Origin of the sequence: Acinetobacter pittii ANC 4050 (genome assembly GCF_000399685.1) — a bacterium.
In the GTDB taxonomy this organism is placed as follows: Bacteria; Pseudomonadota; Gammaproteobacteria; order Pseudomonadales; family Moraxellaceae; genus Acinetobacter; species Acinetobacter pittii_E.
Map to the genome: position 1 here is coordinate 706224 of NZ_KB976987.1, position 23171 is coordinate 729394.

Genomic DNA, 23171 nt, shown 5'->3' on the forward strand with positions numbered 1-23171 from the left:
TAATGAAAGTGCAACATTATCGTTTAGATGAACTAGCTCACCTAGTTAATGGTGAGTTAGTTGGTGCGGGTAGTCTTCAATTTATAAACTTAGCAAGTTTAGAGAATGCTGAACCTTCTCATATTACTTTCGTGAATGGCGAAAAGTATATCGATCAAGCAAAAGCTAGCCGTGCGGGTGCGTACATTGTTACAAACTCAATTAAAGAACAGCTTACTGATAAACAAAATTTTATTATTGTTGATAATCCTTATTTAGCTTTTGCCATCCTTACCCATGCTTTTGATAAAAAGATCACATCAGTAGGTATTGAAAGTACTGCTCAAATTCATCCTTCTGCAATTATTTCTGAAAATGCATATATTGGCCATTACGTTGTAATTGGTGAAAATTGTGTAGTAGGAGATAACACGATTATTCAGTCTCATACTCGTCTGGATGATAATGTTGAAATTGGAAAGGATTGTTTTATTGATTCTCATGTCACTATTACCGGTGGGGCTAAATTACTTGATCGTGTTCGAGTCCATGCAAGTACCGTAATTGGTAGTGAAGGATTTGGCTTTGCGCCATATCAAGGTAAATGGCATCGTATTGCACAATTAGGTTCAGTTATCATTGGTAATGATGTCCGCATTGGTTCAAATTGTAGTATTGATCGGGGTGCTTTAGATAATACAATTTTGGAAGATGGGGTAATTATTGATAACCTTGTGCAAATTGCACATAACGTTCATATTGGCTCAAATACTGCTATTGCTGCTAAATGCGGAATTGCAGGAAGTACTAAAATTGGCAAAAACTGTATTCTCGCAGGCGCCTGTGGTGTGTCTGGTCACCTTTCAATCACTGATAATGTGACTTTAACAGGAATGTCAATGGTCACAAAAAATATTTCTGAAGCTGGTACCTATTCTTCAGGAATTGGATTATTTGAAAATAGTCATTGGAAAAAGACGATTGTACGCTTGCGACAATTAGCAGATGTGCCATTGACCCAAATCACTAAACGACTTGATCATATACAAGCTCAAATAGAGTCTCTTGAATCAACTTTTAATTTGCGTAAATAGAATATTATGACCGAGTCAACTACACCTAAATTTGCCATCCCTGAATTACCAATGCAGATTCAAACGATTCGTCAATATTTGCCGCATCGTTACCCATTCTTATTGGTTGATCGTGTGACTGAAGTAACTGACAACAGTATTGTTGGTTATAAAAATGTTTCTATCAATGAAGAGTTCTTACAAGGACATTTCCCTGAATATCCAATTATGCCGGGTGTATTAATTGTAGAAGCATTAGCTCAAGTTTCAGGCGTTCTAGGTTTCATTATGAACAATGAGACGCCAAAACCAGGTTCTTTATTCCTCTTTGCTGGTGCAGAAAAGGTTAGATTTAAAAAACAAGTAGTTGCGGGCGACCAACTTGTATTAAAATCTGAATTAGTAATGCAAAAACGCGGTATCTACAAATATAACTGTACGGCTACCGTTGACGGTATTGTAGCAACAACCGCTGAAATTATGATTTCACACCAAAAAACAGAGCAGGCATGAGCAATCACGATTTAATTCATTCTACGGCCATTATTGATCCATCTGCAGTGATTGCCCCAGATGTCCAAATAGGACCTTATTGTATTATTGGTCCAAATGTGACAATTGGTGCTGGCACTAAATTACATTCACATGTTGTAGTGGGTGGTTTTACCAAAATTGGTCAAAATAATGAGATTTTTCAATTCGCAAGTGTTGGTGAAGTTTGCCAAGACTTGAAATACCAAGGGGAAGAAACTTGGTTGGAGATTGGAGATCATAATTTAATTCGTGAGCATTGCAGTTTACATAGAGGAACTGTACAAGATAATGCTTTAACTAAAATAGGTAGTCATAACTTATTGATGGTTAATACGCATATTGCACATGATTGTGTTGTTGGTGATCATAATATTTTCGCAAATAATGTCGGTGTTGCTGGACACGTACATATCGGTGATCATGTCATTATTGGTGGTAATTCTGGGATTCATCAATTCTGTAAAATTGATTCTTACAGTATGGTTGGTGGAGCATCTTTAATCTTAAAAGATGTGCCGGCTTATGTTATGGCGTCTGGTAATCCAGCACATGCATTTGGTATCAATATTGAGGGTATGCGCCGAAAGGGTTGGTCTAAAAATACAATTCAAGGTCTTAGAGAGGCTTATAAATTGATTTTTAAATCTGGCCTGACATCTGTTCAAGCGGTTGAGCAGATTAAAAATGATATCCTTCCGAATGTTCCAGAAGCTCAATTGTTAATTGACTCTGTTGAACAGTCAGAACGTGGTATTGTGCGTTAAGCAAAGATATTATAAAAAAGACACCGCAATAAGCGGTGTCTTTTTTTCTTAAAAACTTTTATTTATTAAAAAATTTGGCTTCTTCAGATTTTGGATACTGGCTTAAGATTTTAGCTTTATATTGATTTGCTGAAGCAGTGTTTTTATCGACATCTTTGGCAATACTGTAGAGTTGGTAAAGGGCACGAGGAGCTTTACTAGAATTTGGGTATTGCGTAGCGACTACATTATAGTTCTTTTTAGCTTCATTATAATTTACAGGATCAGTAGCTAAATTAAACTCGGCTAACCAAAAGTAGGCATTCCCTGTATAGACGCTATTAGGATGATTTTTGATAAAGTTTTGCATTGGAGCAATTGCTTTTTTTGCTCCACCTTGTTTATAGGCATCTAAAGCGACTGTATAAGCTGCTTTTTCAAGTTCTACAGGGTTTGATTGATTTTGTACAGGCGATGGAGCAGGTTGCGTTACTTGAGTTGGTGAGGAAGGGGTAACTTGATTTGTAGAAGCTGTACTATTTACTGCTTTATTGTCAGTAGGTGGGGTTTCTGTGTTTCCCGCAGTTGTAGCATCACTATTTGCGGTATTGTCTGGCGTTGCACTTTCCGGATCTACTTTTTGATTAAGTAACTCTAGACGTTGATCTAAATCAGTGTAGCGATTAGCTAAATCTTTTTTCAATTGTTCAATATCGTTGGATTGTTCTTCTAATTGTCCACGTAGAGTGCGTATATCACTTTCTAATTGTTGATTTTTTTGCATCAATTCCCAATTTAAATTACTAGGAGCTGAAGAATTACTAGATGCAGTAGTGGTTGAGCTGCCGCCACTTTGGCTTAAACCGCGCGATTCAATTGGAATATTGGCATAGAGAGAAGTAGTGCTCATTAAGGCAATAAATAATAAAGAATGCTTCATCAATCGCATGAGTATAGGTCCATAATTTTATGTAAAAGCCAACTTGAGAAGGGAATATATAAACTATTCACGCTAGCTATCTAAGGTTTTAATTGATCATTGCAATTAAAACAGCTAACGGTATAAATGCAAGAATAGTTTACAATCTTCAAGCATATTTTATTAAAAATAAGTATCAAGAAAGAATATAAGATTAGAAATTCTAGAAATTTATGTATTTTTGCTGATGAATTAATCAATTGAAACATAAACTTGCTTAAAAATGAGAAGAAGGCTTGCAACTCTTTTAAAAATCTCTATACTCTGTTTTGCAATGGTAGCCCCGCTGGTGGCTTCGCAATTGTACTCTGTGAACCCCGCCAGGACCGGAAGGTAGCAACGGTAGCAGATCTATGATGTGCCGAAGTTTTGCTAGTGGGGCTGCCACCATTTCCTAATCCACTTTCCGTTGGATTGCTTTAATAATTACATCTAAATCAAATCCTCTATATTGTAAAAATCTCATTTGTTTTGCTTTAAGTTTAGGATCTTTTTCTACTTCTACACCAAACTTCTTTACTTTAAGCTGATAAGCCTGTTCTACCCAATCAATGTTATGAATTTCATCTGCAATTAAATCATTTTCGATTTGTTTTGTTTTTAACGCTTGTTTAATACGTTTTGGGCCTTTACCTTTTCGAATTTGGCTAGCCAATGTCAGTTCTGCAACGCGTTGGTCACTTTGATAGTTTTGTTCAGATAACTCTTCAACAAGTTGCTTAACCTCTTCTGGGTTTTGTGCATAACGATTTAATTTTTCGGTAAGTTCTGCTTTTGAATAATCTCGACGAGTCAATAGCGCGAAAGCATAGGAGCGCAAACGCTGACCTGTAAGCAAAGCACGTTGTTGAGACTGTTCTTCTGATCTTTTGAACATATTAAGGTTTCCTTATAAAAAACGCCCCGAAGGGCGTTTTTAAGACTAATGAGCGATAATGATTAAGACTCTAATAGAAGATCTTCTTCTTCCTCTTCGACCTGTACAGCGCCATTAGTACCCGTAGTTAATAGTTGTTCACGGATAACTTTTTCAATCTCTCCGGCCATTTGAGGGTTTTCTTCAAAGTGGCGGATAACGTTGTTTTTACCTTGACCAATTTTGTTGCCTTGATACGAATACCAAGCACCTGCTTTTTGCACGATATCTTGTTGTACAGCTAAATCTACAAGTTCGCCAAGCTGGTTTGTACCTTTACCGTATAAGATTTGGAAAATAGCTTCTTTGAAAGGAGGAGCCATTTTGTTTTTAACAACTTTAACTCGAGTTTCAGAGCCGATGATTTCATCACCCTCTTTAACTTGACCAATACGGCGGATATCTAAACGTACAGAAGCATAGAACTTCAATGCGTTACCACCAGTCGTAGTCTCAGGGCTACCAAACATTACACCAATTTTCATACGGATCTGGTTAATGAAAATAACCATACAGTTTGAGCGTTTAGCATTACCCGTAATTTTACGTAGTGCCTGACTCATTAAACGAGCTTGTAAACCCATGTGAGAGTCACCCATTTCGCCTTCAATTTCTGCTTTAGGAGTAAGTGCAGCAACTGAGTCGACAACAATTAAATCAATTGCACCAGAGCGAACTAGCATATCTGCAATTTCAAGAGCTTGTTCACCGTTGTCAGGCTGTGATACAAGTAGATTATCAATGTCCACACCGAGTTTACGTGCATATTGTGGATCTAATGCGTGCTCTGCATCAATAAATGCACAAGTACCACCAGCTTTTTGACATTGCGCAATCGCTTGTAGAGTCATTGTGGTTTTACCAGAAGATTCTGGACCATAAATCTCAACGATACGACCTTTTGGTAAACCGCCAATCCCCAATGCAATATCTAAAGTCAAAGAACCTGTAGATACAGCTTCAACAGCTTGAACAGTGTTGTCACCGAGACGCATCACCGTATTTTTGCCAAATTGTTTTTCAATTTGACTTAGCGCGGCTTGTAATGCTTTGCTTTTATTCTCATCCATCTCAAAAACCTCAATACTCTAAGTTCATCACGTTTAACCCAAGTGGATGCATTGAATCTCAACTTGTTTCACAGGGCTAATAGTGACAGATTTTTTCTATAGCTTCTATGTGTTGTCTGTGTGTGTGCGACACAACTCGACGTTTTTATTCATCACTATATGACCAGTGTTGATCATTCTCCTGTTTAAAGCGATTAATCTGACGACGATCCTTTTTACTCGGTCTATTTTCAGGTCGAGCAAGATTATGCAATTTTCGTTGGGATGCAATCAACTCCCGTCTAGCAATACTTACTTCTGTTTCTTCATAAAGTTGCTGGGCAACTGGCGCTGGACCACGTGTATTCGAAAGCGCTTTTACGACAACGGTTTTTTTATCAAAACCTTGTTGAATAATAAGTTCCATTCCGACACGAATTTCTTTTGAAACTTTTACACGCTCATTATTGTGATGTACTTTACCTCCTTCGATCGCTGCTTTAGCAATTGAACGAGTTTTAAAAAAACGAGCAGCCCATAACCATTTGTCGACACGCATGGTCTCTACAGCATCGTTTTCAAGCAATTTTGACATCATTATCCTTTCTATCAATTTGATTCAATATAGACAGCAATTCTGTAAGTCGATCTAGCGCTTTATACTCTAAATCCTCATGCTTTCTTACATCCTTTAGACTTGAGGGCTGTAAGATAGTAAACAAGTGCTTGATACCAAATTTTTCAGCTGTTTTTAGTACAGGAGCTGTATCATCAATAAAAATTGTTGAATCTGGATCAAAAGAGTGCAATTTTTGGAGCTCTTGCCAAAAATAAATGTCTTCTTTTGCATAACCAATTTGTTCACTCGATACGATTACGTCAAAGAAGTGTTCAATTGCAATATTATCGAGCTTTAACCGTAAGCTTGCACGGTCAGCATTTGTAACTAACCAACAACTATATCCTTGAGCTTTCAGTTGCTGTAGAAGCTCCATACAACCAGAACGAGTTTGAATTTTGCTCTGAAACTCTTGCTGTAATTTGAGTACATCAACGCCTACGGTTTTAGTCCAATAAGCTGATGAATACCAAACAAGGGTATGTTTATGTGATTGATAGAACTGATAGAGTGTTTTTTGGCTCTCACCAAGTGAAAGTTGATGTATCTCTGCATGTCGCTTAGGAAGACATTCATTCCAAATGAAATCATCAAAAGCGAGATCTAATAAAGTTCCATCCATGTCAAACATTACGATTTTAGACATATTTTAAATATCTCCAAAACCATTCAAAGCAAAATTTTTAAGACACATCTACCATATATCCTTTTTAAAATCATAAATTAAAGAAGCTTGGGATATAAAAAATTAATTTAAAACTCCACTCATTAATTTTTTCAAAAGTTGTTTAGATTAAATTAATGTGATGGGTAGGGAGGATAAATGATTTGAAAATTATAGCCTGTAATTTTGCAAAACAAAAAAATAATAAATACTTTTAGTAGAAAATTTTCGTGTGTGGAATAAAACTAATTGTACAAAGTTTCAGAATTTAGAAGTTTTATGTGTCATTTATATTTATGGTTAATTTTACTTACATAGGATACGTATTGACATACATTTTATAAATTGAAGCATACTTGTTTAAAGTTATATTTAAAATTACCCCTAATAAGAATTTAGAGAAAGCAATGAAAATTGGATTTATTGGCGGAGCCAATGACGGTATTGTAATTAATGCCGCTGATGGCCTTGATACTTATAAGCTTGAATGGCACTACAAAGCAGAGAGACACTGTGAATCACAGCCAACATTAGGACTTAATGGTCCTGAGTATGATTATTACAACTTATTAATATTAAGAAAAAATAAAGAGGCTAAACTCTTTTATGTACTCACAACAATGGAGAAAGAAGATATCGCGACTAAAATCCATGAATATTGGGAATGCTCTACCTGTGTTGGCTATGATTTTGATGAGTAAGAAATATTTCTTAATAACTTAAAATTTTGAATTTAAAAATCAAAAATTAAATGAAGAGCTCGTAATTTCACATAAGACTTATACTTTTAATTAGTGATGGAGAGGAGCCTTGGAATGAGCAAAGTTTTTAATATTTGCCTTCCTCTCCGCTCCATTACAGCTTGAGAAGGGGCATTAAAAGATTGGGGAAAATTGCATAACAACTTTATCTAAGCCCATTTTATAAAAGGTTCAGAATCTCCTTTCACTATCTTAGAATTAAACGCTGATTTTCGATCATGAGAGGGTTTTTTAATAAAAAAATCAGGAAAATCAAAGTGGTTTTTGCACAATCTTCTGTAAAATTATCTTAGAATTGATACTGACTACACCTTTAATTTTATTTAAGGTGTTAATAACAAAATGAGAAAAAGAACTTAAATCTTTGGTCGCAACGTGTAAAACATAATTAGACTCACCCGTAATAATATATGCATTAATGACTTCATCAAAATTTTTGATCTGACTTAAAAAGAAGTTGTGATCATTTTCAGTTAGCTGTGCAAGTTTTATTTCGACAATTGCCTCAATTTTTATTCCTAATTTTTCATAGTTAACTTTGGCTTGATATTTTTCAATTACACCATTGCTTTCTAAAATTTTAACTCGTCGATGACATGCCGAAGCCGAAAGGTTAACCAGATCGGCCAGTTCTTGGTTACTTAACCGAGCGTTATCTTGCAAATATTTTAAAATTTTAAGATCAATCGCATCTACATTCATTTTCGAATTTCATCCATCATTTTTAATTTTAATTCGAATTTTATACGAAAATAGCAAATTTTAATCAAATATTATCGAATAAATCGTAAAAATTGGCGTGATAAAATTCAAAAACAAAGGAAATGTTGAAAATAGGTGAAATAACAAATGATTACTCACGAGCAATGCCTCTATTGGGATCAGGAAGATGAACTTAAAAAGTTTAAAGATGAATTTGCACTGCCAAAAAACGTCATTTATTTAGATGGGAATTCTTTGGGAGCAAGACCAAAGAAATCATTAGAGGTTGCTCAGCATATTATTGCCAAAGAGTGGGGCGAAGACCTCATTAATAGTTGGAATAAAGCAGATTGGTGGGGACTACCGACTAGACTCGGAGATAAAGTCGCGCAGCTTATCGGTGCCGAAAAAGGGGAAGTGGTTATTTCAGATTCAACGACCTTAAATTTATTTAAAGTTTTATCGGCAGCGGTAAAAATTCAAGCCGAAAAATTTCCAGAGCGTAAAATTATTGTTGCAGAAAAAGATGCCTTCCCAACCGATATTTATATTATTGAAGGCTTTATAGACTTGATTAATCAAGGTTATCAAGTTGAGTTGATTGATGGCGCAGATGATCTATCTCGTGTTTTGGCAAAAGATGTGGCTGTAGTTGTTCTTTCTCATGTGAATTATCGGACCGGATATTTCTATGATATGGAGTCTATTAATCAACAAATTCACGCTAAAGATGCTTTGATTATTTGGGATTTATGTCACTCCGTTGGTGCGGTGCCTATGGATCTTAATCAAAGCAACAGTGATTTTGCGATTGGTTGTACTTACAAATACTTAAACGGTGGTCCAGGTTCACCTGCGTTGTTATGGGTAAATCGAAAGCATCCTGATCAGTTCTGGCAACCTCTCTCAGGCTGGTGGGGGCACAAAAAACCATTTGATATGGCTCAGCACTATGAACCAGCCAATAGCATTCGTCGATATTTGTGTGGAACTCAACCCATCATTTCGATGAGTCTAATTGAATGTGGTATCGATATTTTCTTACAAGTTGATATGCAACAAATACGCGAGAAATCACTCAAATTAACTGATTTGTTTATTCAACTTGTTCAACAAGAATGTGCTCAGTTTGGCTTTGAACTCATTACTCCTTTAAACCATAAATATCGCGGCAGCCATGTCAGTTATAGACATGAGTTTGGTTATGAAATTATTCAGGCACTTATTGCTCGTGGTGTGATTGGGGATTACCGAGAGCCAGAAGTATTACGTTTCGGAATTACACCTTTATATTTGGGATTTGAAGATATCTGGAATGCTGTACAACAACTTAAGCAAATTATGCTGAATAGTGAATGGAAAAATGAGCGTTATCTAGTGCGCAGCGAAGTGACCTGATCATTAAAGGTTAATAGCAGAAGAATGGCTAGGAGGGCCTATGAGCAGTTTTGATGAGATACAAAATCGAGAAGCGGGTTTACATAAGAAATTATCTGCAAAACAGATGGGAATGATTGCAATTGGTGGAGCGATTGGTACAGGGCTGTTCATGGGAAGCAAGTTTGCAATCAGCTTTGCTGGTCCCGCTGTCATTGTGAGTTATGCCATTGGCGGCTTAATCGCATTTGCTATTATGGCTTGTTTGGCTGAGATGACGGTTCAGCACCCTACATCAGGCTCATTTGGAGCATATGCTGAGCATTATGTAAGTCCACTTGCGGGATTTTTAGTCCGTTATTGTTATTGGGCATGTATTGTCTTAGCGGTTGGTACAGAAATTACAGCAGTTGCTGACTATATGAAATTGTGGTTTCCAGAGGTAGGTTCTTGGGTCTGGATTGCGTTTTTTTCGCTGACGTTACTTGTGGTTAATGCATATAGCGTTAAAGCTTTTGGATTAGTTGAATATTGGTTTTCGACCATAAAAGTCTTTGCAATTATTGTATTTATTCTTTTAGCAATTGGTATTTTGACTCAAAGTCATGGAGGAGCAGTTCAGGTCGTTTCTAATTTAACCGAGCATGGGGGCTTTTTCCCTCATGGTTTGAGTGGAGTCTGGATTGGGGTAATCATTTCAATATTTAGCTATTTAAGTATTGAAATGATCGCTGTAGCAGCGGGTGAGGCTAAAGATCCGGAAAGAGCGGTTAAAAAAGCTTTTAAAAGTACTGCAATTCGCTTAATCCTATTTTATTTACTGTCTTTATTTCTCATAGTGGCACTTGTTCCTTGGACAACTTTAATTGGAGCAGACGCGACTAGTCCTTTTGTGATGGTGATGAAAATTGTAGGTATTCCATATGCAGATAGTATTTTAAACTTTATTGTAATTGTTGCGGCCTTATCAGCCATGAACAGTATGCTGTATATCTCGACACGTATGCTATTTAGCTTGTCACGAGCAGGTGATGCACCAAAACTATTCGGCCGTATTAGTCACAATGGCGTACCAATTAACGCATTGTTATTGTCAGCTGTTGGTATTGGTATCGCGAGTATTGTTTATACCATTAATCCGAGCTCTGCTTTCCCGATCATGATTGCTTTATCTATGTTTGGTGCGTTGTTCACTTGGGGCAGTATTTTTGTTACCCATATGTTTTTTAGAAGAAATATGGCGCGGAAAGGGCAGAAATTAAAATTTAAGGTTCCAGCGAGCCAGTTAATTTCACTGTTGGGATTAATTGCAATTTTAAGTATCACCGTCACGACATGGTTTACCAATGAGTTCAAGTCAACTTTACAATTTGGGATTCCATTAGTTGTTGTGCTTACGTTTTTCTATTATTTAAAACGATCATCAGCCAAGCTTGCTTTAAATGCTCATGAAGAATCATTAAAGTGAGACACCTATGAGACTATATGACAATGCTAGAACTGTAGTAAATGAACATGAAATATTGGCAGGATTTCAACAGACAAGTTTACTTAGCTATCAAAAGTTCACCCATATCTCAGATATTCAGTATGGTCCGAACCCAAGATCAACTTTAGATTTCTTTCCTTTAGAGCAAGCGAAAAAGACTGTTATTTTTATTCATGGGGGCTATTGGCAATGGTGTGATAAGTCAGATTTTGCATTTATCGTACCGTATGTTCTAGCCAAGGGCGTACAGTGTGTGCTTTTAGAATATGATCTGGCACCACAAAGTAAAATCTCAGATATTACTTCTCAAGTTAATCAAGCTCTCGATTTTATTCGAGAGTAAAACTGGCGAACCGACGAGGTGATTTTGGTTGGGCATTCGGCAGGGGCACATCTAGCTGCTTTGTCATTAGGCCATCCCATTATCTCTGAGATGGTGTTGTTAAGTGGAATTTATGATTTTGAACCTATTCAAAGCACCCATTTAAATCATGCTCTCAATCTTTCAAGTGAAGATATTTTAAAATATAGTCCTATTCATTACAGTGATCGAATTACTATTCCATGTTCAATTTTATGTGGTGAACTGGAACTTGTTGAGTTGAAATGGCAAAGCCAAAATTATTTTGAAATTAAAAAAGGAGGAGATCAGGAGCTAGTATCTTTTAAGCTTATACCTCATATCAATCATTATACGATTTTAGAGCATTATTTTAGATATATATTAAGCTAGGTATCGGAAAATAATATATAAGATATCATTTTATAAAATGATAAACTTAAGCGATCAGGATCTAAATGTGAGTTAGTTCACAACTTGCTGTATTTTTTATAGAAAGGGTGTGTTCTTATTGACCTGAATAAAGAATTTAATTAGATTAAAAAGATAGTGCTTTCTCACTAAGCGGCAAAATGTTTAGCTGTTGTTTAGTTGAGTTTCAAGTCCGTAGCTTCCCAAGATACGGACTTTTTTATTGATTTTTAAAAACAATAAGGTAGACAAAGTTTTGTACTTAGATATGAATTAATATCTATTTAATAATTAATATAAATTAATAAGATAAAACTGAATTAAATAATAGATAACTTTGTATTGGGTTTCTATTATTTAAATTGAATTGTCATTTAATAAGTTAAGTAAAATAAAAATATAATTTGTTAAATCTTCATGAATTTGTCATATAGTTTTGATAAATTAAATATAAAAAATAAGCTATAGTAGGTAATTAAATAATATATATAATTTTAAATTAAATGATTTGGTCGGCTTTTATGAGTTGGTTTTTCTATTTATAAAGGAGCCTTTATGAAAATACAATATTTTGAAGGAGGTATGTATAAACATATGTGTCCTGGTTGCGGATACCTTCATTATATTCCTGTACATTATCCTTTCTCCAATGGAAGCCAATGGGATTTTAATAATAACTTGGAAAAACCTACATTTGATTCAATCATAACTATAAATGACTGTTGTAATTACTTTATTAAAGATGGTTTTATTGAATATAGCCTTAATTGTAGACATCCTTTAGCTGGATGTAGGGTTGAGTTACCAGAACTAGAATTAAATAATTATAGATTATAATAATTTTTGTATTTATTTTAAATGCAATGTTTTAAAGACTGTATGCTACTTTAAGTAAGCATTATTTATGCAATATAACTTTACATTTTTGGCATTGAACATCTATAGTTTAAAAAAATGTAAATCTCTTTTAGTTGAAGGCTATATTGAAATTTGCAAGAATTTCTATAACTTACTGTTTTATATTTTATTTATGGATATCTGGAAATTTTTAAAGAGTTTTAATACGACTGGCACATATCTCATTATTTCTACATTTATATTATTTTTAATGATTATATATTTTTACATTATACATCCTACCTAATATAAATGATAAAAGAGTAAAATAACCAACTAATCTAAAATTTTTGCTTTATTAATTTATTTGAATTGGTTCTCACTTTTAATTGAAAAAAGATAAGAGCATTGCATGTACCTAAGTTTTATGAAAATATGACTTGGTCATAATACATGGAGAATATAATAAAAATTCCTTTCTAAAAAATTTACCCCCTCAATATAAAAACTGTACTGATCATAACAACGATATCTGAAGTAAAAGATATGGAGATTTTTTATGAAGTTTTGCCAAGTTTCGAGTTTTCTTTTAACAATAGCTGTGAGTCATTTAATTTATGCTGCACCAGCTACAACAAATTCTGTATTAAGTTCTTCTCAAGCAAAAGGAATCATTAAAAACCAATACATTGTTATTCTCAATAAAGATGCTGGTCCTTCTAACGATTTTGCACAAAATATTGCTAAACAACATGGTGGGAAAGTATTGCAGACTTATGACACTGTACTTAAGGGGTTTGCTGTTTACCTACCTGAGGCTGCTGGTACTGCTTTTGTTGAAGCCATGAAAAAAAATCCAAATGTCCTTTCAGTAGAAAATGACACAATCATGAAAATTGATGCGACTACCCAAAGCAATCCAGATTGGGGACTAGATCGTATTGATCAGAAAACCTTACCTTTAAATTCAGCCTATTCATACTTACAGACTGGTTCAGGTACAACAGCTTATATTGTTGACACAGGAATATTGTCTACACATCAACAGTTCTCTGGACGAGTATTAAGTGGTTATACCGCGATATCTGATGGAAATGGCACAACGGATTGTAATGGTCATGGTACTCATGTTGCAGGAACAGTGGGAGGCAGTACTTATGGTGTTGCTAAGAATGTAAGTTTGGTACCGATACGAATTTTAGGATGTGATGGATCTGGTGCTTCGAGTAACGTAATTGCGGGTTTAGATTGGATATTGAAAAATGGTAAAAAGCCTGCTGTCGTGAATATGTCTTTAGGTGGTGGAGCGAGTACATCTTTAGATAGTGCGGTAGAAAACTTATTTAATAATGGTTATGTAATGGTTGTGGCAGCAGGAAATTCTAATACAGATGCGTGTAGTTCTTCTCCTGCCAGAGTAAGTAAGGCGATAACTGTTGCTGCTACAGATAATACAGATACTCGAGCCAGTTATTCTAATTATGGAAGCTGTGTTGATATTTTCGCACCTGGAAGCCAGATTAACTCTTCTTGGATTGGGAGTAATACAGCAACTAAAGTTTTAAACGGAACCTCAATGGCTACGCCACATGTGGCTGGCGTAGTTGCTGAAATGTTGCAAAGTACACCTACCGCAACACCTCAGACCATTTCGACCAATCTTTTAAATCAAGCAAGTACTAATGTGGTAAAAAGTCCTTCAGGAAGTCCAAACCGGCTGCTATATAAATCTCCTTAATAAGAAGCATGGCGTAAAATTAGAAAAGGTCCCGAAGGACCTTTCTTAAATTTTTGCATGAGTACCATATTTATCAATCATGATTGAGCTGGCTTCATTTAAACCGCGAACTGTTACCCTAATACCATTCTTTTGAAATTTATTCACTACTGAATCTAGCATGGCAACTGAAGTCACATCCCAAATATGAGAATGCGTGAGATCAATAATGACTTCTTTAACTTCTTCTTTAAAGTTAAAACTTTGCATAAATCTTTCAGATGAGCTGAAAAATATTTGACCCCTTAATTCATATAGACGAGCTCGATCTTCGAATGAAGTTTCTATACGAATATCATTTTCAAGTTTATTTGCTAAGAAAAGAGCCGAAAGTAATACGCCAGTTAATACACCTAACGCTAAGTTATGGGTAGCAACTACCACAATAACTGTTGCGATCATAACGACATTACTACTTTTAGGATTATTCTTAAATTGAGTCAGTGAGCTCCACTCAAAAGTACTAATCGATACCATAATCATGACAGCAACCAGAGCGGCCATGGGAATAACCTTTAACCAATCACTTAAAAATACAACGAGAATAAGTAAGAATATACCTGCACAAAAAGTGGATAAACGTGTGCGGCCACCCGATTTTACATTAATCATTGATTGACCAATCATGGCACAACCCGCCATACCCCCCATAAAACCTGAGGCAATATTGGCAATGCCTTGACCTTTACACTCTTGAAACTTATCACTAGATGTATCTGTCATTTCATCAACAATTGTTGCCGTCATCATTGATTCAAGTAGACCAACGGCAGCAAGAGCTAAAGAATATGGAAGAATAATCAGAAGTGTTTCTAAATTAAAAGGAATATCGGGAATTAGAAATATCGGTAAAGTGTCGGGTAGTGAACCCATATCACCAACCGTTCGAACATCAAAGCCTAAGAAAATAGCGAGTAGTGTGACTGCCACAATACAGATAAGGGGAGATGGAAAGAATTTTCCAATTTTGGGAATATAGGGGAATAGATAAATAATTCCTAAACCAATAGCTACTAGTAAGTAGACATGCCATGTCACGCTTATTAATTCTGGTAATTGAGCCATAAAGATGAGTATGGCTAGGGCATTAACGAATCCAATAACAACTGACTTGGAAACAAAACGCATGAGTTTGGCAAGTTTAAAATATCCAGCCAAAATTTGTATGACACCGGTTAATACCGTTGCAGCAAATAAATATTGAAGTCCATGTTCCTTTACGAGCGTTGTCATAACTAAAGCCATGGCACCCGTAGCAGCCGAAATCATAGCCGGGCGACCGCCGACAAAAGAAATAATGACGGCAATACAAAAAGAGGCGTATAGGCCAACTTTTGGATCTACACCTGCAATAATTGAAAATGCAATTGCTTCTGGAATTAAAGCAAGACCCACAACAAGACCGGAAAGAATATCTGCGCGGACATTAGAGAACCATTGTTCTCGGACATTCGTTAACATGAGAAATAGCCTAAGTTCTAAATTTTGAAAAGGCTAGTGATGTGATATACCAACACAAGCGACTACACCACATCACTAAACAGTGATGAGTTATTTACAGGAGATAAGCGTAAATAAACTTAAGGTGGCGTAAGCGTCATAGGTATAGAAAATTTGAGGCATTTAAAAGTGCCCGAAGAATAACATAAGTTTTTAAGGTTGACTAACCTAAGCTTGCTAAACCGAGTTAATCATAATTTTTCATTTCGGCTTTTGGCATCGAAGTAAACTCATTCGAAGGCATATCTAGGAAAAAATCTTTTGCTTCAGTGTGAGAGCAATTAAGCCAATCATTCCTCAGATCATCAGGTATCACAATGATGGATCGTTTTTCATCATTAGGTTTATGAAATTGTTTCATAAAAGGGTGGTGATCAGCATTAATTGTTAATAGCGACATTGACCTAACTTTCTGTTCATCAATAAGTGTTTCCTCGTAGATCGCTGCAAGTGTAAAAGGTTGCCCATCTTGCCGGAAAATTCCATACCAATGAGCTTTTCCATTGATGTATTTAGGTTCATAGATGGCTTCAACAGGAATAAGTGCAAATTGGTTATTTAACCAAGCATGTTTAAAAGAGCGTTTCTGTTGTACTGTCTCTGTTCTGGCATTATAAGTTGCATATTTAAATGCGATTTCTTTGGCATAAGGAGGAAGCATTCCAAATTTAGCTTTTCGCCACTTAAGCTCATTTTGATTCAATAAAATGAGTGGGCAATCATCACTTGGGAAAATATCCATCTTATATTCAAAAGTTGGTTCAAATAAATTTAATTGATCGGCATGATTTTTCTTAATAGGTTTAAAATTTGCACACATAAGGCCGCCTTGCTTATAAAACTTTTCTTTAATTACAGCTTCTAACTTTTATCTTTTTATGATGTATATTTTTCTCATTAGAATTGTCTCTTTAAGTATTAATTTTTAACAATCAATTACTTCGTTAATAAGTGTTTATTTAAATTGCGCCGCTTTCAAGGCAATTTAGATATAAAAGGAGTAGCACGGTGAATAAATAGAAAAATCGTAAAGTTAAGGGGCTCATCTTAAAAAGAGTTTATTTATTTTTAATAACTACTTTTATGCAACAGAGCCTTTCAGGAAATTGGATTTTAATAAATTTGCTATTCATCATAATACGAAATATAGAGAGAAGACGTACAAAGCCTTTAATAAAGGTTTAAAAATTCTCGGAAAATTCTGACAATTTATAAGGTGGACACATGAATAAACATTTATTGGCTAAAATTGCCTTACTGGGCGCTGCTCAGTTAGTTACTCTCAATGCAGCATTAGCTGATGTTCCTCTTACTCCTTCTCAATTTGCTCAAGCTAAAACAGACAAGTTTGATAAGAAAGTTATTCTATCTAACTTAAATAAGCCACATGCTTTGTTATGGGGACCTGATAATCAAATTTGGTTAACTGAACGAGCAACAGGCAAGATTCTAAGAGTGAATCCTGAGTCGGGCAGTGTAAAAACAATTTTTCAGGTGCCTGAGATTGTAAGTGATGCCGATGGGCAAAATGGCTTGTTAGGCTTTGCTTTTCATCCTGACTTTAAAAATAATCCTTATATTTATATTTCAGGTACATTTAAAAATCCGAAATCTCTAGATAAAGAATTACCGAATCAAACGATTATTCGTCGCTATACTTATAACAAGTCAACAGATACGCTTGAGAAGCCAGTCGATTTGTTAGCAGGATTACCTTCATCGAAAGACCATCAGTCAGGTCGTCTTGTCATTGGTCCAGATCAAAAGATTTATTATACGATTGGTGACCAAGGGCGTAACCAACTTGCTTATTTGTTCTTGCCAAATCAAGCACAACACACGCCGACTCAACAAGAGCTGAATGGCAAAGACTATCACACCTACATGGGTAAAGTACTCCGCTTGAATCTTGATGGAAATATTCCAAAAGATAATCCAAGTTTTAACGGGGTGGTTAGCCATATTTATACACTCGGGCACCGTAACCCACAGGGCTTAGCATTCACTCCAAATGGTAAATTGTTGCAATCTGAACAAGGTCCAAACTCTGATGACGAAATTAACATCATAGTTAAAGGCGGAAACTATGGCTGGCCAAATGTAGCAGGTTATAAAGACGATAGTGGTTATGCTTATGCAAATTATTCGGCAGCCGCCAATAAATCAATTAAGGATTTGGCTCAGAACGGAGTAAAAGTAGCCGCAGGTGTACCAGTAACGAAAGAATCTGAATGGACTGGTAAAAACTTTGTACCGCCATTAAAAACTTTATATACCGTTCAAGATACCTATAACTATAATGACCCAACTTGTGGGGATATGGTCTATATTTGCTGGCCAACAGTTGCGCCGTCATCTGCTTACGTCTATAAGGGCGGTAAAAAAGCTATTTCTGGTTGGAAAAATACATTATTGGTTCCATCTTTAAAACGTGGCGTTATTTTCCGTATCAAGCTAGATCCAACCTACAGTACGACTTATGATGATGCTGTGCCAATGTTTAAAAGCAACAACCGTTATCGTGATGTAATTGCCAGCCCAGATGGGAATGTTTTATATGTATTAACTGACACTGCTGGGAATGTTCAAAAGGATGATGGCTCTGTAACCAACACATTAGAAAATCCAGGATCTCTCATTAAGTTTACATATAAGACTCAATAACACTACCCATTAAAAAACCGATCTTTATAGATCGGTTTTTTGCTTTAGAAAAACTATTCGGTTACGACGAGTACCGGTAAATGAATTTCTCCTAAAAGAGCTTGAGTCACGCTTCCTAAGAAGAATTTTTTAAACCCTTTTCGACCATGAGAACCAATCACTAATAAGTCTGCTTTTAGCTCGGTAGCAGCTTTAATAATTTCTGTGTGAATTGTGTGACCTTCAACAATTTTTGTTTCAACAGAAATTCCATGCTGGCTAAATTGTTCTTTAGCTTGATCTAAAATAGTCTGAATAGATGCTCTAGCTTTATTAAAGTAATCCTGTGCTAATTCTGTACTATCAATAAATTCTACAGAAATGAAAGGATCTATGGTCAGCGCATATACTAGAGTCACTTTACTACCAAAAGCCTTAGCAACTGCCGCTGCATGATTGACAGCAATAAGTGAAGTAGGAGAACCATCGACTGGAACCAAAATATGGTGATAACTCATATATTGCTCCTTATTGTCCTGTGACAATGTGGGGTGGCAAAACACCAAATTATTATCTTTATGCCTATATTATGAACAATTTTTTAAAAGTTATTGTTTATTTTTAGTATGAATAGATCCAAAAAGCTTATTAGCTATTTTTAGCTTTAAGCATTGTAATGACTTTCTAAGTAAGGTTGATTTTGTCTAAGTATTGAAATAACTTGATTGGCATCTATAGCAGATTCAAATAAGAATCCTTGACCTATACTATAACCAAACTGCCGAAGTAGCTCTTCTTGTTCAGGCGTCTCAATCCCCTCAGCGATAAGCCCAAGTGATAAATTTGGAGCGAGTAACCCAATTGCTTGCACAATTGCATAAATTGATGGGTCATGCTGCATCTTTTGTATAAAACTACAATCTACTTTTAAACTGTCAATCGGGTAATCTCGAATATGTGTGAGCGATGAAAAACCAGTACCAAAGTCGTCTAGTGCAATACGGACCCCATGCTGTTTTAATTTATTCAGTGCTCGGATTACATACTCTGAACCTCGATCACCCAACATGTGCTCAGTGACTTCAATTTCAATATAATGTGTCGGTATTTGAAATTGATTAATCTTTTTCAAAAGTCGCTCAGCGTAGTTATCTCTTAAGAACTCTACAGGTGCGGCATTTAAGGAAACAGGAAGGGGTGTAATACCAAGATTTATCCATTTTGCGATATCACGTAAAACTTGATGTTGCATTGTTTCACCGATTTTACTCGCTAAATTATAATCTTTAAAAGCTTCTGCAATTTGTGCAGGGTAGCCTCTTTGAGCTGATGTGGTATGCCATCTTAATAAAGCTTCAAAACCCACTACATGATGGGTTCTTAAATCTACTTTAGGTTGATAGTAGGGCTGAATTGTATGATGGCGAATTAACTGGCGTGCTAAATTAAGCTGAGAAGCGACTGTTTCAGTCATTTGCATCATGCATGGATCATACATGCGGATTCCGCCACGACCACGTGCTTTTAAGTCATGTAATGCCATATCAGCACAACTAAGTAAACCTGACTGATCTATGGCATCTTGTGGGTAAATTGCGCAACCAATACTCATGCCACCATTTAGAACATTACCTAAATAGGTGATAGGTTGATTTAGCTGTTGAAGTAAAATGGCTGCTAGGTCGCGCACATCATTTTCGGATTTGAGGTTATTAATAATAACCGCAAATTCATCTCCACCTAATCGCGCAACAAAACATCGTTCTTCATCGACACAATGGCTAAAGCGTTTGGATAAAACTTTTAAAAGATGATCGCCTGCGCTATGCCCTAAAGTGTCATTAATATGTTTAAAATGATCAAGGTCAATTAAAAGCAACCCCACACTTGTTTGGGTGTCTTTTGAGTAGGTGAGGGTACGTTTAAGTTGAAATTTAAATGAGCGCCGATTACATAAACCAGTCAGCTCATCTCTCTCACTCATATTCCTGAGCTGGTTTTCTGCCAAATGTTGTTGGGTAACATTACGTGAGACACAAAGTATTTGTCCAATTTCACCATTTTCCCGATGAATCGGGGTAAGCATATTATCCCAATACTCAGGGTTTTGATTGGGTAAACAGCTCATCCCTGCAAATCGGGCAACCTTTCCTTGAAGAGCCTTTTTTAAAGCAACACGTCCACGCTTACGGATATGAGGTGGTAATAACTCAAGCCATTTCATTCCAAATTCTGTTTCGTCAACAGGGATACCTAAAGCGAGGCATCCTGATTTATTCATATGAGAAACTGTGCCATCTACATTAAGTACTTTAATGCAATCCTCACTGATGTCTAACATTTGATTTTGTATTTCAATATTCTTCTGCAAGTTTTGTTGTTCTTGGATATCATGATCAATATCTAAAAAGCTTACATACCATTCGTTAACTTGAGATGGGCCGTGATACTTAGATGCTTGAATAGAGAGTTTGCACCATCTATATTGATTTCCAACTTGGAGAAGTCGACATTTTAATTCTATTCTTTTTTGAAGGCGAATTGCTTCGAGCCATCTATTTTTGACTTCATCTAAATCAGCAGGATATATAAAATCTAACCATTGCTCTGGCAATGGAGAAAAAGTATCCAACCAATATTCTGTACACTCTACATTGCAATATAATATCAAGCCATTTTCATCACTTACCCAAGTTGGTAGTGGAATTTGCTCAACAATAAAATGCTTTTGGGTAGTGTTCGACATTGAAGTCATAACATGCCTAGAAAGATTGAGAGTTGATTAATTTATTTATTAGTGGGTATTGTAATCTTTCTGTAGTATCCAAAATAGTATAAATAAATTTTATGTGTATTTTTTTTGAACTAAAACTGGGTTGTTAAAATTATTATATACTCAATATTTAATTTATGTTTTTGTTATTTATTGGTTTTTAGCATTCTTGACTTTAAAAAAATATTTATGATGATTTTTGTAAAAAACTTATTAAAACAGAAACTTATAACTAGCTTGATATAATTAGCTTAATACAAATAAACTTAATGATGAGAAGAAGAAAACGAGAAAAATAAAAAATCTAGTAAATCAAATTTCCTTTAGATTATATAAATAAAGAAATCCTAAAGACAGTTTAAATAAATACAATAATCACTATTAAGTTTACAAAAGTAACATAAAATAAAGGCTTCTATTATCGTAAAATTCTTTTTGTCAAAAAGGATATATATTTCCTTTTTGTGCATTTTATAGCCTACATTTTCCCCAAGATGTAGGTTTTTTTTATGAATAATTTTTAGAAATTCTAACTACTAAAAATAAAAAAAGCCAAAATGGCTTTTTACACAGTTTCTGGTTTTTTCAACTGTTCTTGAATGTACAGGTTCATATAGTATTGTTCGATATAATCATCAGCATAGTTGTTTGCTAATGTTTTTGTCGCCACTTGCTCATGTTTTAAATAGCAATTTGATTCAAGATCTTTTTCGAGTACCCACCATTCACGGTTAATACGACGTACTTGAAACTTATCACTTTTGTATTTTCTTTTAGCCATTTTTCCGGGGTTTGCTATTCAGTTATTGAAAGAGAATTTCTACTTGAGTTGCAAGCTCAAGTCAACAGATAGAAGGTTAATTGATTATTTTATGTAGGCTGCTATATCTCTCAATGGCTCAGACAAAATATTAAAATAATTAAGCTCTCGTAAGGAGAGCTTAAACTGTTATCTATAAGAGAGTTTTTATTTGGTTTTAACGAGAAAGGTTCTTTAAAAGTAATTTTAAACTTTCCATCATTTTTTCGAGTTGTAAAGGAGTAATACCTTCAAAAGACTGCTCAAGTACTACACTGGTTAGATCATTGATCTTGTTGATCATTTCAGTGCCTTTTTCTGTAAGTACTACGCGGGTAATTCGGCCGTCAGACTGGCAGGAATATGTTTCAACCAGTCCTTCATCTTTTAATCGATAAACGATTTTTGTAGTAGTCGACATTTTTGAAATAATCATATCTGAAAGTTCAGAAACACTCGCATGGGGCTTGCTGCTTAAAGCCAACATAATACGTCGACGTGAGTTATCTAAACCATATTTTTTTAAAGCATTATCAATGTTTTGTACATATTGAGCATGTACTTGAGTAATCCAATAATATGGAAAATCTTCAAGAGTAAAAGATTCTGTTGTAGGTAAAAAACGCGCATACTTCTTTGTCATTGACTTTTCCCCATACCTTGGTGGATCGCATTCCTGGTGAACTATCTTTAATAGTTGAAAAATATAGTTTCATCAAGCAAGTTATAGCAGGACTTTACTTGATGAGCAAAAGTTATATAGCTTTAGTTGATAATGGCCTTGAATAGTCCTTATCTTTATAGAGCATTACTATATCTTTGCACGAACTTAAAAATATTCTTCCTCTATAATCAAAGAGTATTGAAAATTAATACTGCTTAACAAAGCAGTCCCAAAAGCTCTTTGAATCGATATATAAGTTTGCATCTAAGCTTGCTTGATCGTTAAATGAACGATATTGCTTGCAACCGCATCGTAGAAAAAAAATTATGATTTGACCGTGGCATTGAACGAGAAAGTTTTTGTCTCTAAAGTCATAATTATGAAAAATCAATATATTTAAATAATAAATATTTTTATATATCAATGTCTTGCTTTATTTTTATATTGATAAAATTTACCATACATTTAACATGAAACATCTATTATTTAGTAAATTAAAATTATTTTTATTATAAGTTATTGATTTTTATTAGCAATTTATA

At 35.1% G+C, this 23171-nt stretch carries 21 protein-coding genes, 1 other RNA gene and 1 pseudogene; 11 read left to right on the top strand and 12 right to left on the bottom strand.

What is annotated here, in order from left to right; all coding sequences use genetic code 11:
- Positions 1 to 2 precede the first annotated feature (2 nt).
- The 3 genes from lpxD to lpxA are packed head-to-tail and all read left to right on the top strand — an operon-like array spanning position 3 to position 2350.
- The gene (lpxD, locus tag F931_RS07240; RefSeq protein WP_016140735.1) at positions 3 to 1073 is read left to right on the top strand and encodes a UDP-3-O-(3-hydroxymyristoyl)glucosamine N-acyltransferase; all 1071 of its coding nucleotides are present in this window, start codon (positions 3 to 5) and stop codon (positions 1071 to 1073) included.
- Between the two features lie 6 nt (positions 1074 to 1079).
- Complete coding sequence (gene fabZ / locus F931_RS07245; protein WP_002115603.1) at positions 1080 to 1565, top strand: 3-hydroxyacyl-ACP dehydratase FabZ; 486 nt, start codon at positions 1080 to 1082, stop codon at positions 1563 to 1565.
- On the top strand, positions 1562 to 2350 hold the full coding sequence (gene lpxA, locus F931_RS07250; protein WP_016140736.1) for an acyl-ACP--UDP-N-acetylglucosamine O-acyltransferase: 789 nt from the start codon (positions 1562 to 1564) through the stop codon (positions 2348 to 2350). The genes fabZ and lpxA overlap by 4 nt, the downstream gene beginning before the upstream one ends.
- A gap of 58 nt (positions 2351 to 2408) precedes the next feature.
- On the opposite strand, the gene F931_RS07255 is transcribed toward lpxA, so the two are convergent.
- Positions 2409 to 3278: a YbgF trimerization domain-containing protein gene (locus F931_RS07255; RefSeq protein WP_016140737.1), complete on the bottom strand. Its 870-nt coding sequence runs from the start codon at positions 3276 to 3278 to the stop codon at positions 2409 to 2411.
- Between the two features lie 314 nt (positions 3279 to 3592).
- Between F931_RS07255 and ffs the strand changes: the two genes are divergently transcribed.
- An RNA gene (ffs, locus tag F931_RS21915) (signal recognition particle sRNA small type) lies at positions 3593 to 3689 on the top strand.
- 13 nt (positions 3690 to 3702) lie between these two features.
- Here ffs and recX read toward each other — a convergent pair.
- The 4 genes from recX to yrfG form a co-directional block, all read right to left on the bottom strand.
- Positions 3703 to 4185 carry a regulatory protein RecX gene (recX, locus tag F931_RS07260; RefSeq protein ID WP_016140738.1) on the bottom strand — a complete coding sequence of 161 codons (483 nt, stop codon included), beginning with the start codon at positions 4183 to 4185 and terminating at the stop codon, positions 3703 to 3705.
- A gap of 62 nt (positions 4186 to 4247) precedes the next feature.
- Positions 4248 to 5294, bottom strand: a complete 1047-nt coding sequence (gene recA, locus F931_RS07265) for a recombinase RecA (protein WP_016140739.1) — start codon at positions 5292 to 5294, stop codon at positions 4248 to 4250.
- 145 nt (positions 5295 to 5439) lie between these two features.
- Positions 5440 to 5868: an RNA-binding S4 domain-containing protein gene (hslR, locus tag F931_RS07270; protein ID WP_016140740.1), complete on the bottom strand. Its 429-nt coding sequence runs from the start codon at positions 5866 to 5868 to the stop codon at positions 5440 to 5442.
- Positions 5852 to 6538: an HAD-IA family hydrolase gene (gene yrfG / locus F931_RS07275; protein WP_016140741.1), complete on the bottom strand. Its 687-nt coding sequence runs from the start codon at positions 6536 to 6538 to the stop codon at positions 5852 to 5854. The genes hslR and yrfG overlap by 17 nt, the downstream gene beginning before the upstream one ends.
- Before the next feature lie 425 nt (positions 6539 to 6963).
- On the opposite strand from yrfG, the gene F931_RS07280 reads away from it, so the two are divergent.
- Positions 6964 to 7257 (top strand): hypothetical protein, encoded by a 294-nt coding sequence (locus tag F931_RS07280; protein ID WP_016140742.1) that lies wholly within the window; start codon positions 6964 to 6966, stop codon positions 7255 to 7257.
- 312 nt (positions 7258 to 7569) lie between these two features.
- On the opposite strand, the gene gigD is transcribed toward F931_RS07280, so the two are convergent.
- Positions 7570 to 8019 carry an Lrp/AsnC family transcriptional regulator GigD gene (gene gigD, locus F931_RS07285; RefSeq protein ID WP_004791887.1) on the bottom strand — a complete coding sequence of 150 codons (450 nt, stop codon included), beginning with the start codon at positions 8017 to 8019 and terminating at the stop codon, positions 7570 to 7572.
- Positions 8020 to 8166: 147 nt separating this feature from the next.
- On the opposite strand from gigD, the gene kynU reads away from it, so the two are divergent.
- From kynU to aprA, 5 genes and pseudogenes are all read left to right on the top strand, one after another.
- Positions 8167 to 9417 carry a kynureninase gene (gene kynU / locus F931_RS07290; RefSeq protein WP_016140743.1) on the top strand — a complete coding sequence of 417 codons (1251 nt, stop codon included), beginning with the start codon at positions 8167 to 8169 and terminating at the stop codon, positions 9415 to 9417.
- 40 nt (positions 9418 to 9457) lie between these two features.
- Positions 9458 to 10864, top strand: a complete 1407-nt coding sequence (gene pheP / locus F931_RS07295; protein WP_016140744.1) for an amino acid permease — start codon at positions 9458 to 9460, stop codon at positions 10862 to 10864.
- 7 nt (positions 10865 to 10871) lie between these two features.
- Positions 10872 to 11618, top strand: a pseudogene (locus F931_RS0103695) (alpha/beta hydrolase).
- 573 nt (positions 11619 to 12191) lie between these two features.
- Positions 12192 to 12473 (top strand): ubiquitination-like system serine protease family protein, encoded by a 282-nt coding sequence (locus F931_RS07300; protein ID WP_016140747.1) that lies wholly within the window; start codon positions 12192 to 12194, stop codon positions 12471 to 12473.
- A 559-nt stretch (positions 12474 to 13032) separates the two neighbouring features.
- Complete coding sequence (gene aprA / locus F931_RS07305) at positions 13033 to 14211, top strand: S8 family peptidase (RefSeq protein ID WP_016140749.1); 1179 nt, start codon at positions 13033 to 13035, stop codon at positions 14209 to 14211.
- A gap of 45 nt (positions 14212 to 14256) precedes the next feature.
- Here the strand turns inward: aprA and ybaR are convergent, their stop codons facing one another.
- A complete protein-coding gene (ybaR, locus tag F931_RS07310; protein ID WP_016140750.1) occupies positions 14257 to 15711 on the bottom strand; it encodes a SulP family inorganic anion transporter in 1455 nt (484 codons plus the stop codon).
- Positions 15712 to 15937: 226 nt separating this feature from the next.
- Complete coding sequence (locus F931_RS07315) at positions 15938 to 16570, bottom strand: SOS response-associated peptidase family protein (RefSeq protein WP_016140751.1); 633 nt, start codon at positions 16568 to 16570, stop codon at positions 15938 to 15940.
- A gap of 404 nt (positions 16571 to 16974) precedes the next feature.
- Here F931_RS07315 and gdhB point away from each other — a divergent pair, with 404 nt between their 5' ends.
- Positions 16975 to 18414: a glucose/sorbosone family PQQ-dependent dehydrogenase gene (gene gdhB, locus F931_RS07320; RefSeq protein WP_016140752.1), complete on the top strand. Its 1440-nt coding sequence runs from the start codon at positions 16975 to 16977 to the stop codon at positions 18412 to 18414.
- A 53-nt stretch (positions 18415 to 18467) separates the two neighbouring features.
- Here the strand turns inward: gdhB and uspA are convergent, their stop codons facing one another.
- From uspA to F931_RS07340, 4 genes are all read right to left on the bottom strand, one after another.
- Entirely contained in the window at positions 18468 to 18911 is a 444-nt protein-coding gene (gene uspA / locus F931_RS07325) for a universal stress protein (protein ID WP_016140753.1), read from the bottom strand.
- 146 nt (positions 18912 to 19057) lie between these two features.
- The gene (ykoW, locus tag F931_RS07330; protein ID WP_016140754.1) at positions 19058 to 21148 is read right to left on the bottom strand and encodes a sensor domain-containing protein; all 2091 of its coding nucleotides are present in this window, start codon (positions 21146 to 21148) and stop codon (positions 19058 to 19060) included.
- Positions 21149 to 21731: 583 nt separating this feature from the next.
- Positions 21732 to 21947, bottom strand: a complete 216-nt coding sequence (locus F931_RS07335) for a hypothetical protein (RefSeq protein WP_016140755.1) — start codon at positions 21945 to 21947, stop codon at positions 21732 to 21734.
- A 196-nt stretch (positions 21948 to 22143) separates the two neighbouring features.
- Positions 22144 to 22608: a MarR family winged helix-turn-helix transcriptional regulator gene (locus tag F931_RS07340; RefSeq protein WP_016140756.1), complete on the bottom strand. Its 465-nt coding sequence runs from the start codon at positions 22606 to 22608 to the stop codon at positions 22144 to 22146.
- Positions 22609 to 23171 lie beyond the last annotated feature (563 nt).

What these genes read in the sequence shown, in the direction of transcription:
- F931_RS07300 (WP_016140747.1), top strand. Translation starts at nt 12,192, where the DNA reads ATGAAAATACAATATTTTGAAGGAGGTATGTATAAACATATGTGTCCT.
- F931_RS07255 (WP_016140737.1), bottom strand. Translation starts at nt 3,278, where the DNA reads ATGCGATTGATGAAGCATTCTTTATTATTTATTGCCTTAATGAGCACT.
- lpxA (WP_016140736.1), top strand. Translation starts at nt 1,562, where the DNA reads ATGAGCAATCACGATTTAATTCATTCTACGGCCATTATTGATCCATCT.
- gigD (WP_004791887.1), bottom strand. Translation starts at nt 8,019, where the DNA reads ATGAATGTAGATGCGATTGATCTTAAAATTTTAAAATATTTGCAAGAT.
- hslR (WP_016140740.1), bottom strand. Translation starts at nt 5,868, where the DNA reads ATGTCAAAATTGCTTGAAAACGATGCTGTAGAGACCATGCGTGTCGAC.
- uspA (WP_016140753.1), bottom strand. Translation starts at nt 18,911, where the DNA reads ATGAGTTATCACCATATTTTGGTTCCAGTCGATGGTTCTCCTACTTCA.
- fabZ (WP_002115603.1), top strand. Translation starts at nt 1,080, where the DNA reads ATGACCGAGTCAACTACACCTAAATTTGCCATCCCTGAATTACCAATG.
- recX (WP_016140738.1), bottom strand. Translation starts at nt 4,185, where the DNA reads ATGTTCAAAAGATCAGAAGAACAGTCTCAACAACGTGCTTTGCTTACA.
- ybaR (WP_016140750.1), bottom strand. Translation starts at nt 15,711, where the DNA reads ATGTTAACGAATGTCCGAGAACAATGGTTCTCTAATGTCCGCGCAGAT.
- lpxD (WP_016140735.1), top strand. Translation starts at nt 3, where the DNA reads ATGAAAGTGCAACATTATCGTTTAGATGAACTAGCTCACCTAGTTAAT.
- yrfG (WP_016140741.1), bottom strand. Translation starts at nt 6,538, where the DNA reads ATGTCTAAAATCGTAATGTTTGACATGGATGGAACTTTATTAGATCTC.
- F931_RS07315 (WP_016140751.1), bottom strand. Translation starts at nt 16,570, where the DNA reads ATGTGTGCAAATTTTAAACCTATTAAGAAAAATCATGCCGATCAATTA.
- gdhB (WP_016140752.1), top strand. Translation starts at nt 16,975, where the DNA reads ATGAATAAACATTTATTGGCTAAAATTGCCTTACTGGGCGCTGCTCAG.
- ykoW (WP_016140754.1), bottom strand. Translation starts at nt 21,148, where the DNA reads ATGACTTCAATGTCGAACACTACCCAAAAGCATTTTATTGTTGAGCAA.
- kynU (WP_016140743.1), top strand. Translation starts at nt 8,167, where the DNA reads ATGATTACTCACGAGCAATGCCTCTATTGGGATCAGGAAGATGAACTT.
- F931_RS07340 (WP_016140756.1), bottom strand. Translation starts at nt 22,608, where the DNA reads ATGACAAAGAAGTATGCGCGTTTTTTACCTACAACAGAATCTTTTACT.
- aprA (WP_016140749.1), top strand. Translation starts at nt 13,033, where the DNA reads ATGAAGTTTTGCCAAGTTTCGAGTTTTCTTTTAACAATAGCTGTGAGT.
- F931_RS07335 (WP_016140755.1), bottom strand. Translation starts at nt 21,947, where the DNA reads ATGGCTAAAAGAAAATACAAAAGTGATAAGTTTCAAGTACGTCGTATT.
- pheP (WP_016140744.1), top strand. Translation starts at nt 9,458, where the DNA reads ATGAGCAGTTTTGATGAGATACAAAATCGAGAAGCGGGTTTACATAAG.
- recA (WP_016140739.1), bottom strand. Translation starts at nt 5,294, where the DNA reads ATGGATGAGAATAAAAGCAAAGCATTACAAGCCGCGCTAAGTCAAATT.
- F931_RS07280 (WP_016140742.1), top strand. Translation starts at nt 6,964, where the DNA reads ATGAAAATTGGATTTATTGGCGGAGCCAATGACGGTATTGTAATTAAT.